Genomic DNA, 3299 nt, shown 5'->3' with positions numbered 1-3299 from the left:
GGTCGATGATCCGGTGACGCCGCGCGAGCTGGCCACCACGTACAAGTAGGTGGCAGTCTTTAGCGTCTTGCTCAGTCGAGGGCCAGCGCGCGCTCCTGTCGCCACAAGTCACTGGGCACTTCGCGGGCGCGGATGAGCTGGCTGCGCGGGCCGCTGACCAATACTTCGGCCGCCCTGCCGCGCGAGTTGTAGTGGCTGGCCATGCTCATGCAGTAGGCGCCCGCCGATGCCACGGCCAGCCAGTCCCCCGCCTGGGCCACCAGCGCGCGGTCGCGGCCCAGCCAGTCGCCGCTTTCGCACACCGGGCCCACCACGTCCCATACCGTTGGCGTGCCCGCGCGCGGACGCACCGGCACGATGGCGTGGTAAGCCCCATACATCGCCGGGCGTGGCAGGTCGTTCATGCCAGCGTCCACGATCAGAAAATTTTTGTGTGGGCCGGTCTTGGTGTAGAGCACCTCGGTCACGCAGATGCCCGCGTTGCCCACCAGCGAACGCCCCGGCTCCAGCAGCAGCCGCCGCTGGCCGTGCCCGCGCGCGTCCAGGCGCTGCAGCGTCGCACCGATCAGGCTTTCGATGGTGGGCGGGGTTTCGTCGCGGTAGGTGATGCCCAGTCCGCCCCCCAGATCGAGGTGGGGCAAGGCAATGCCAGCGGCCTCGATTTGCTCCACCAGGTCGAGCACGCGGTCCAGCGCATCCAGATACGGTTCCAGGGTGGTGATTTGTGAGCCGATGTGGCAGTCGATGCCAACCACCTCCAGCCCGGGCAGCGATGCGGCATGCCGGTAGGCTGCCAAGGCCTGCTCGTGCGCAATCCCGAACTTGTTGTCGCGCAGTCCGGTGGAGATGTAGGGGTGGGTGCGCGCGTCGACGTCGGGGTTGACGCGCAGGCTCACCGGCGCCCGACACCCCAGCGCACGCGCGACCTCATCGAGCACGTCCAGTTCGGCCAGGCTCTCGACGTTGAAGCAGCCGATGCCCACTTCCAGCGCGCGCCGCATCTCGGCGCGCGTTTTGCCCACGCCGGAAAACACGATGCGCTGCGGTTCGGCACCCGCGCGCAGCGCGCGCTCCAGTTCCCCGCCCGAGACGATGTCGAAGCCGCAGCCGGCGCGGGCGAACAGCTCCAGCACCGCCAGCGTGGCGTTGGCCTTCATCGCATAGCACACCAGCGCGTCGCGCCCGGCCAGGGCCCGCTGGTACGCCGCCGCCGCGCTGCGCATGGCGCCAGCGGAGTACACGAACAGCGGCGTGCCATAGGTGCGTGCCAGCTCGGTCACGGGCACGCCTTCCACCCACAGCTCGCCGTCGCGCCAGTGCAAGTGCGGGGACCCGGGCAAAAAAGGCAGGGCGACGGACTCAGGGGCGGACATGACGGGTTCTCGGTGGGGAAGCGGGGGTCAGACCGCAGCGCCGGGCGCTGCATCGTCAGAGGCGGGCCGTTCGCTGGCCACAGCCTGACCGGCGCCATGAACGGCGGCTGGGCTGCCCGCGGGGGTGAGCGCGTGGCCGACGAAGGCCTGCGGCAGCGTCAGCGGCCCCTTTTGGCCGCAGCCCATCAGGGTCAACGCCACACCGACAGCCGCCAGCTTCGCCCGGCGGCCTACAATCGTTTGCAGAGCAACCATCCCGACGATTGTAGTGATGACCGACCTCGAGTATCTGGACCGGGCCGAAGCCGTGCTGCGTGTGGTCGAGCTCAACTGCGACCGCATCAACGAGGAAACCGACGCCGATATCGACAACCAGCGCGTCGGCGGCATGGTCACGCTGACTTTTCGCAACGGCAGCCAGATCGTCATCAACCTGCAAAAGCCTCTGCACGAAATCTGGATGGCGGCGCGCAGCGGTGGCTACCACTACCGCTTCGATGGTCAGCGCTGGATGGATACCAAGGGGGCGGGTGAATTGTTTGCCCACTTGTCGCGTGAAGCCTCGCTGCAAGCCGGCTTGCCGCTGATGTTTCGTCCTTGAAAACTCGTTCTCCGCGCCTGGCGGGCTGGGTGCCCCCGCTAAGGTCGGAACAGATCTAGGATGCCGCGCCGCTCCTGCGACTCGTCCTCGTCGTCCGGAGGGGCCTCCCCGGGTGGCAACTGCGGGGCGTCGCCGAAGCCCAACCGCCGCACGTAGCTACCATCGGCATATTCCTCGTACACCCAGTCGCCATCCAGCCACGCCACGCCTCGCGGCGGCTCCGGTGTCTGCACCGGCACGTTGCGCAGCGCCTGCTCCATGAAGCTGATCCAAATCGGCAGCGCCAACGCGCCGCCAGTGGCCCGCCGGCCCAGGTTGCGCGGCGTATCGTAGCCTAGCCACGCCGCAGCCGACAGCGTCGGGTGAAAGCCCACGAACCAGGCATCGCGCGCGTCGTTGGTGGTACCGGTTTTGCCATACAGATCCGGACGCTTGAGTGTGGCCTGCGCGCGCGCCGCCGTGCCCGAGCGCGTGATCTCGTTGAGCAGTTGGCTCATCACGAACGCGTTGCGCTGCGGCAGTGTGCGGTGGGCATCGTCGGGCTGCTGCGGTGGCACCTCGAGCAGCACGCGGCCGTTGGGGTCGGCGATGCGGGTGATCAACACCGGGGGCAGGTAGTACCCTCCGTTGGCAAACACCGCATAGCCGGCGGCCATCTCCAGCGGGGTTACCGCGCCGGCGCCCAGCGCCATCGTCAGGTAGGGGGGGTGTTTTTCAGGGTCAAAACCGAAGCGCTCGATCCATTGCTGTGCCGACTGCGTGCCTACTGCCCGCAGCACCTGGATCGACACCATGTTCTTCGACTTGGCCAGCGCCGTGCGCACCGTCATCGGTCCGTCGTACTGGCCGTCGTAGTTTTTCGGCTCCCACGGCTTGCCGCCGGTGACGCTGGCTGGGAAAAACAGCGGCGCGTCGTTGACGACCGTTGCCGGCATGATGCCTTTTTCCAGCGCGGCCGAATAGATGAACGGCTTGAAACTGGAGCCAGGTTGGCGTTGCGACTGCGTGACGCGATTGAACTTGTTGCGCTCGAAGTCGAACCCGCCCACCAGCGCACGGATGCCGCCGTCGCGCGGATCCACAGCGACGAAGGCGGCTTCGACTTCCGGCAGCTGGGTCAGCACCCAGCTCTGGCCGACGCGCGCGATGCGAACCACCGCCCCGGGCCGCAGCGCGATGTTGGGCGGCGCGTTGGCAGCCAGCGCCGAACGAACCGCCTCCAGCCCATTGCCGGTGATTTCGATGGGCGTGTCGTCGCCGCGCACCACCACCACCCGGTTGGGCTGCACCGACAGCACCACGGCGCTTAGGAACGGATCGTTGTC

General features: G+C 67.8%; 4 protein-coding genes. 1 reads left to right on the top strand and 3 read right to left on the bottom strand.

What is annotated here, in order from left to right; all coding sequences use genetic code 11:
• Nucleotides 1-71: 71 nt before the first annotated feature.
• Together lysA and lptM are read right to left on the bottom strand one after the other, a co-directional pair.
• The gene (gene lysA / locus V7Z54_RS07205) at nucleotides 72-1373 is read right to left on the bottom strand and encodes a diaminopimelate decarboxylase (RefSeq protein ID WP_334135465.1); all 1302 of its coding nucleotides are present in this window, start codon (nucleotides 1371-1373) and stop codon (nucleotides 72-74) included.
• 27 nt (nucleotides 1374-1400) lie between these two features.
• On the bottom strand, nucleotides 1401-1628 hold the full coding sequence (lptM, locus tag V7Z54_RS07200; RefSeq protein ID WP_334135464.1) for an LPS translocon maturation chaperone LptM: 228 nt from the start codon (nucleotides 1626-1628) through the stop codon (nucleotides 1401-1403).
• Nucleotides 1629-1644: 16 nt separating this feature from the next.
• Between lptM and cyaY the strand changes: the two genes are divergently transcribed.
• Nucleotides 1645-1974: an iron donor protein CyaY gene (cyaY, locus tag V7Z54_RS07195; RefSeq protein WP_334135462.1), complete on the top strand. Its 330-nt coding sequence runs from the start codon at nucleotides 1645-1647 to the stop codon at nucleotides 1972-1974.
• A 38-nt stretch (nucleotides 1975-2012) separates the two neighbouring features.
• On the opposite strand, the gene V7Z54_RS07190 is transcribed toward cyaY, so the two are convergent.
• Nucleotides 2013-3299 (bottom strand): penicillin-binding transpeptidase domain-containing protein (locus V7Z54_RS07190; protein ID WP_334135461.1); only part of this gene is annotated, 1287 nt, incomplete at its 5' end.

Origin of the sequence: Tepidimonas sp. (assembly GCF_036824975.1) — a bacterium.
In the GTDB taxonomy this organism is placed as follows: domain Bacteria; phylum Pseudomonadota; class Gammaproteobacteria; order Burkholderiales; family Burkholderiaceae_C; genus Tepidimonas.
This window is presented reverse-complemented; position numbering and strand designations above follow the sequence as displayed.

Bases quoted from the DNA above. Each gene is read 5' to 3' on its own strand.
- lysA (WP_334135465.1), bottom strand. From the start codon at position 1,373: ATGTCCGCCCCTGAGTCCGTCGCCCTGCCTTTTTTGCCCGGGTCCCCG.
- lptM (WP_334135464.1), bottom strand. From the start codon at position 1,628: ATGGTTGCTCTGCAAACGATTGTAGGCCGCCGGGCGAAGCTGGCGGCT.
- cyaY (WP_334135462.1), top strand. From the start codon at position 1,645: ATGACCGACCTCGAGTATCTGGACCGGGCCGAAGCCGTGCTGCGTGTG.